Below are 7,986 nucleotides of genomic sequence, written 5' to 3'. Positions count from 1 at the left end.
AGATTCAGGATTTGACAAGGCAGCTAATTTTTATGCTAATGACTTGATTTCTCGAGGTTTAGAGCTTGCCAAAGGAGACAGTACATCCGCGCATCGTATTGAGTTTAAAAAGGTAACGGACAAGGGCTATGGTGAAGAAGGCTATGGTATTACGATTCGTGATAATGTCTTTACCATTGAAGCGCAGACCAATAAAGGTGCTTTTTATGCTACTCGAACTCTACTTCAAATGGGGCAAGAAAATATCCAAAATGGTGAAATTCGGGATTTTCCAAGTTTCAGCCACCGTGGATTTATGCTAGATACTGGTCGTAAGTTTATTCCTTATGATGCTCTTGTGGACATTATGCTAAACATGGCTTACTACAAGATGAATGACTTGCAGTTGCATTTGAATGATAACTATATTTTCCTCAAGGAGCACTTAGCAGGTAAACATCTGACCAAGGAGCAGGAAATTGAATATGTGCTCAATCATGCAGATACAGGTTTCCGTTTACAGACAGATATTGTCAGTGACAATGGTGTGTCTTTGACTTCTAAGCAACACTATACTAAGGATGAAATGCAAAGACTCATCGCTTTGGCTGATGAGTTAGGAATCAACTTGGTACCAGAAATTGATACACCGGGGCATGCTTTATCATTTGTGAAGGTTCGTCCAGACTTGATGTATAAAGGACAGCTGAGTCCGAATAAGCACAATGTAGAGCGTGTTGCGATGCTTGATTTGGACAAGAATTATGATGAAACATTACGCTTTGTCAAGTCTGTTTATGATAAATTGCTGGATGGTAAGGATGCACCGCTTCGTGGTGTTAAGACGATTCACATCGGAACAGATGAGTACTATGGCAACAATGAAAACTATCGTCGTTATGTCAATGATTTGGTCACCTATATCAAAGGTAAGGGCTATACGCCACGAATTTGGGGTTCGCTTAGCCGTAAGAGTGGGCAAACACCAGTTGATTTGAAGGGTGTCGAGGTGGATATCTGGAGTCTAGGTTGGCAACATCCACAAGCGGCTTTGAAGGCTGGTGCTAAAATTATCAATATTACGGATGTTCCGACTTACAGTGTGCCAAATGGTAATAACCAGCAAGGAGCATACGGTGATTACTCTTCTTATGAGTATCAATATAATCGCTGGACGCCAAATGATTTTACGACAGCAGGAAATGGTCCAAAATTAGCAGCTTCAAACCCTCATATCTTGGGTGGTGGACATGCTGTTTGGAATGATAATATTGATCTCCACGAAACAGGCATGACTTCTTATGATATTTTCAAGCGCTTCTTTGAAGCAACAAGAGTTACTGCTGAAAAGACTTGGGGATCAAACCGGGCTGCTAACAACTTTGCAGGAAGAACCTTACCACACGCAGACTATGTTTATGCACCAGGTAGCAATCCAGAGTACAAGATTGATGATACTGAGACCTATGAAATCAATCCAAAGACAATCAAGCGTTACGATGCAGAAAACATCACACAAAACGCTAAAGGTTTAGTCTTCAATAAAGAAAGCAAGATTGAAAATGCTATTGGGAACGTCGGTCCAAGTCACGTCTTAAAGGTTGATGTGACGGTTACAGGTGACGGTGTGCAGGAGTTAGCTTCTAGTGAGGGGAACAAGCTCTATTTGTCTGATGAGTCAGGTAAAGTAGCCTATAAGTTTGAGCAGCACCATATTCAGTTTGACAAGACATTGGAAAAAGGTAAACGCTATGAGCTAGTCTTTGTCACCAAACCTCAGTCAACTGAGCTCTATGTAAATGGTGAAAAGATTAATCGTGTTGCCAACCCAGCTCATCCAAGATTGGCTCACACAAGTCTTGTCCTACCTCTTGAAAAAATCGGAGGTTTTGAAGGTACTTTGCACAATCTCAGCTTGTCTGATAAGCCATTTGTCAATCCACGTTTGATTGCGCAGGATCAGATTGCCCGTGTGGAAGCAAGTAGTGAGCAACTACCAGGAAATGCTACAGAAGGAGCTGTTTCTAAAGCCTTTGATGGCAATCCTGCAACCTTCTGGCATTCACATTGGACGAAGAAGGACCCGTCTTATACGGTTACTATGACCTTGAAGCAAGCAACAGCTATCAATGCTTTGACTTATCTTCCTCGTCCAGGCGGTGGAAATGGTCTTGTGACTAAATATGAAGTCTATGCTAAAAAGGCTGATCAATTGGTTAAGGTAGCTGAAGGTACTTGGGATAATAATGCAGCTGAAAAAATTGCAAACTTTGAAGCTGTCGAAACGGATACAATCCAGTTGAAGATCCTACAGGGAGTGGAAGGATATGCTAGTGCAGCTGAAATCAATCTTTTGAAACCAATAGCTACATTAGACGAGCCTGCCACACCACCAGCACCAAAACCGGATCCAAAACCTGAAACTCCAGCTCCAACTCCGAAAGATGACGGAACTGTTGAATTGGAAGATACTTTTATCGCTAAAAAACCAGCAGATCCAAGTGTAGTAGAAGCAGCTTTGAGAAGCCAAGAATACCTTGAGAAACAGTATAAGATTTTCCCAACTCCTCATAAGGTTACTTATGGTGATGGCTTGGTACGTCTAGATAAGAAAGTTCATTTGGTAATTGGTGAGCAAGTTGATATTTACACTCGTAATCGACTCAAGTCTATTTTGCAAAATAGCAATATCTCCTATACTACTGGTAAGACAGCTGAAGCTGGCGCAACCAATATCTATCTGGGAGTTCACCAGACTGGCTCAAAAGCGGAAGAAGCTCAGAGAACAGAGTCTGTTAACCAAGGACTATTTGATAAGATTGATGCTTATTCATTAGTTGTTAAAGGTCAGCAAATTTCCATTGTCGGAAAAGATACAGATGCTGTCTTTTATGGACTAACAACACTCAAGCATATGCTAAATGATAGCCCTGCTCCAGTTCTGCGTGAGGTCAATGTTGAAGATTATGCTGATATGAAGAATCGTGGCTTTATCGAAGGCTATTATGGTAATCCATGGTCTAATAAAGATCGGGCGGCCTTGATGCGATATGGCGGTGATTTAAAACTGACCCAGTATATTTTTGCACCAAAAGATGATCCATATCACAACAGTAAGTGGAGAGAACTTTATCCAAAAGAAAAACTAGAAGAAATCCGCCAACTTGCTAAGGTAGGGAATGAAACTAAGACTCGCTATGTCTGGACCATTCATCCATTTATGAATAGTCGAATTCGCTTCCAAAATGAGACTGTTTACCAAGAAGACTTGAATGCAATCAAAGCTAAATTTACTCAGTTGCTGGACGTCGGCGTTCGTGAGTTTGGTATTCTTGCAGATGATGCAGCTCAGCCTTATGGTGGTTATGAAAGTTATAACCGCTTGATGAAAGATATGACCGATTGGTTGACTGAAAAACAAGCGACTTATCCAGGCTTGAAGAAAGAGATGATTTTTGTTCCAAGTCAGTATTGGGGCAATGGTCGAGAAGACGAACTGCGTTCTCTAAACCGTAATCTTCCGAAAAGTAGCATTATGACTCTGACAGGAGGCAAGATTTGGGGTGAGGTCTCTGAAAACTTCTTGACTCAACTTAAACAAAATATAGAAGCATCTGGTCAACCATATCGTCCCGTTCAACTTTGGATTAACTGGCCGTGTACGGATAATTCTAAGCAACACCTTATCTTGGGTGGTGGTGAGAAATTCCTACATCCTGGTGTGGATCCAAGCTTAATCGGTGGGGTCATGCTCAATCCAATGCAGCAATCAGAACCATCTAAAATTGCTCTCTTCTCAGCTGCAGAGTACAGCTGGAATATCTGGAAGAATGAGGCGGAAGCCAAAGCTGTTAACGATATAGCTTTCAACTTTGCAGAAACAGGTCGTTTTACAGAGACCAAAGAATCTGCAGCCTTCCGTGAGCTAGGTAAGCACATGATTAACCAACATATGGATAATCGTGTTGTGAAGCTAGAAGAGTCTGTAGAGCTAGCTCCGAAACTGACAAACTTCATGAACAAGCTGAAAACAGGTCAAGATGTCTCAGCTGAGCGCAAAGAGTTGAAGGCAGAATTTGCTAAACTAAAAGCTGCAGCTGAGACCTATAAAGCATCAGGAAATGAACAGATACGTGAGCAGATTAAGTACTGGCTTGACAATACCATTGACCAGATGAATGCTCTGGATGCTCTCTTGACAGCTACTGAATTTATTGGTAGCAAAAATTCTGACGGCCTTTGGAATAATTACTACAAGGGCTTAAAAGCTTATGAGCAATCTAAGAAACATTCCTTCTGGTATGTTGACCACTATGAAAATGCTGAGCTGGGTGTGCAGCATATCCGTCCATTTATCCTTAACCTTAAAGAATATCTAGCTAAGGAAATCGAAAAAGAACTGAATCCAGATAAAGTTGTAACGACCTTTATTACTAACCGTACAGGTGGTGAAGGAGATTTGGCTCAGGTCTTAGACGGAGACTTGTCGACTCAGATTATCTTTAAAAATCCAACTAGAATTAGCGCTGGCGATTATGTTGGACTTCAGTTCAATAAGCCTGTTTCTATCAAGAAATTGAGCTTTGCTATGGGAGCTGTCAGCAATCCGAAAGACACCTTTAACAAGGCCAAGATTGAATACTTAAATGAAGCAGGTGAGTGGACTGCCCTTCCTCAAGGTAACTATGTCGGAAATGAGTCGGAGATTACCTTAGATAATCTTGAAATTAAGGCTAAGGGCGTTCGGATGGTGGCGACAGAAGACCGAGACAATACTTGGTTTGCAGTCCGTGAAATCGCAGTTAACCGTCCTCTTGAAAATGCCAAGAAGAAAGCTGGAAGCATTACCATCAGTCCAAATCTGGTCTATAAACTCAATACAACGGCTGCCAAGATGACAGACAATAGTGATAGCACAGAAGCAATGTTGGCAAGTTCTTCAACAGCAAATGGAGAAAGAGATACAACGCCAGTAGATGCATGGGTGCAGTTGGATCTTGGTTCTCAACAAACAGTCAAGAAGATTCGTTTGGTACAAGGTGTGACAGATAAGCTAGCAGCTGGTGTTATCGAAGTCTCTACTGACGGACAAAACTGGACAACAGTGGCCAACTTGACAGGTGAGCAAAGCAAAGAAGTTGAAACCAATCAGAATATCCGTTATGTACGCGTTAGAAATACGCAAAAGACGAATTTCTGGTGGCGAATTGGCAACCTATCTGTCGAGTCAGAGACTGGAACAGACCAATACACAGATACTAATGTTGAGCAACTCAAGGCTACTCAAGTCCATGAAAAATTGGGCCGCTACGAGATGGATATTCCAGCTGGTACAACTTTAGATGCGGGTCAATATCTTGGCATGAAACTAGATCGCCTTCATGAAATTGAGGATTTGAAACTGGGTGAGAATGCCAATCAAGCACTCCAGCTCCGCTATTCTCCAAATGGAGTGGAGTGGTATAGGGCTTCTGAATTACAAGACCACCAGCTTGTCCGCTATGTACGTCTTGAAAACAAGACAGGTCAGAAACAGGCAATTGGAACGACTTCTTTGCTTTTGACTACTAAGGAAATTCAACCAACATCAATTGAGTCTACCAGCATGGGTATCGATCCTAACTATGGTAGCGGAGATGTTCGTAAAGCGAAAAACCTAGACCAGCTCTTTGATGGTGATTTAAACAATTATGTTGAATTTTCTGATTATCCACAAACCGATGGTCATATGACGCTCAATCTTGGAGCAACCCGTCAAATCAAGAAGATTCGTGCCTACATTAAAGATGGTACACAGAACTATCTTCGTGATGGAAAGATTCAAGTTAGCGCAGATGGCAAGACCTGGAAAGATGTCGTTTCAGTGGGAGATGGTCAGGAAAATCCAGCACGTGATGACTCCTTAACTGATGGCTGGACACATGATTCACAGCGACCTGGAAATCGCTATATTGAGGGAGAATTGCCAGAAGCAACTGCGGCGAAATATCTCCGAGTGCTCTACACAGCTCCTTATCGTCATCGCTTTGTTGGATTTACAGAGTTAGTTATCAATGATGGAGAATACACTAAGTCAATCAATAATCCAACTGTGGAAGGTACTGGTACAGAGACCAAGTCATCTGAAAAGAATAATATAGCAGATGGAAATATTCTCAGCAGTTACAAGGCAACCCAAGACAGCGGTGAGTTGATTTACCATCTATCTGAAAAGACAGAATCAAATCACGTTCGCCTGATTTCAGATATTCCAGCAGGAAGCTCAGCGCACATTTGGGCAAGAACCATTTCCAAAGATGGCCAAACAGCTTGGCAAAACTTGGGTGCGGTTACCACAAGTTTCCAAACCTTCCAGCTCGCTAACAGCGCCCACTTATTAGATGTTAAGTTGAAGTGGGAAGGTGGTCGCCCTGAGTTTTACGAAGTCTCTACCTATCATGCCGAGATAGCTGAGACACCCAATCCAGATACACCAAAACATCCAGTTTACAAGACGATTCCAGACGAAGGCGTTAAGAATTTGGTTGTAGAGCAACCACGCTTGGATGTGGTAACTGAAGCTCTACCGTTTAATACTGTTGAACGTGAAAGTGCTCAATTGCCTAAGGGTACCCGAAAAGTTGTCCAAGAAGGCAAGGCCGGTGAGAAGACCACGCTTGTTGAAGTGACTATCGAAAATGGTCAAGAAACTGACCGCGTGACTCGTGACAGCTTCGTTTCTAAAGACCCAATCGATCAGGTTATGGAAGTTGGCAAGCCAGTTGAGCAGGTTACACCAGCAGAAGGCGTTAAGAATCTGGTTGTCGAGCAGCCACGCTTGGATGTGGTAACTGAAGCTCTACCGTTTAATACCGTCGAACGTGAAAATCCACAATTGCCGAAGGGCACCCGAAAAGTTGTCCAAGAAGGCAAGGACGGTGAAAAGACAACGCTTGTGGAAGTGACCATCGAAAATGGTCAGGAAACTGGCCGTGTGACTCGTGACAACTTCGTTTCCAAAGCCCCAGTCGACAAGATTGTGGAAGTTGGAAAGCCAGTTGAGCAGGTTACACCAGCAGAAGGCGTTAAGAATCTGGTTGTCGAGCAACCACGACTTGATATCGTGACAGAAGTTCTACCGTTTAATACCGTCGAACGTGAAAACGCACAATTGCCGAAGGGCACCCGAAAGGTTGTCCAAGAAGGCAAGTCAGGTGAGAAGACCACGCTTGTTGAAGTGACGATTGAGAATAGCAAGGAAACTGGTCGCACCACTCGTGACAGCTTCGTTTCTAAAGCCCCAGTTGATAAGATTGTGGAAGTTGGCAAGCCAGTCGAGCAAATCACTCCAGCAGAAGGCGTTCAAGCCCCTGTAGTTGAACAGCCACGCTTGGATGTGGTAACTGAAGCTCTACCGTTTAATACTGTTGAACGTGAAAATACTCAATTACCTAAGGGCACCCGAAAAGTTGTCCAAGAAGGCAAGGCCGGCGAGAAGACCACGCTTGTTGAAGTGACGATTGAGAATGGCAAGGAAAGCGGTCGTGTGACTCGCGATAGCTTCGTTTCTAAAGACCCAATCGATCAGGTTGTGGAAGTTGGCAAGCCAGTTGAGCAGGTTACACCAGCAGAAGGCGTTAAGAATCTGGTTGTCGAGCAGCCACGCCTAGATATTGTGACAGAGAATCTGCCGTTTAATACCATCGAACGAGAAAATCCACAATTGCCGAAAGGCACCCGAAAAGTTGTCCAAGAAGGTAAGGCCGGCGAGAAGACCACACTTGTGGAAGTGACCATCGAAAATGGTCAGGAAACTGGTCGTGTGACTCGCGATAGCTTCGTTTCTAAAGATCCAGTTGATCAGATTGTGGAAGTTGGAAGCAAGGAAGAGAAAACAAACAAACCAACTACACCAGAGAAGCCTGTAGAGCCATCTAAGCCAGAAAATAACTTACGTATCTTGACGGACGAAGCTACCAAGGTTCAAGTGATTGGCATGAAGTCTACGCTTGATCAAGTTGTGGCTTT

At 43.1% G+C, this 7,986-nt stretch carries 1 protein-coding gene; it reads left to right on the top strand.

What is annotated here, in order from left to right:
- Nucleotides 1-7,986 (top strand): G5 domain-containing protein (locus SCRDD08_RS07255; RefSeq protein ID WP_196756180.1); only part of this gene is annotated, 7,986 nt, incomplete at both ends.

The sequence above is a fragment of the Streptococcus cristatus genome (assembly GCF_001578775.1).
Lineage (GTDB): Bacteria > Bacillota > Bacilli > Lactobacillales > Streptococcaceae > Streptococcus > Streptococcus cristatus_A.
Note: the sequence above shows the minus strand (reverse complement) of the source record. Positions and strands in the feature narration are given on the sequence as shown.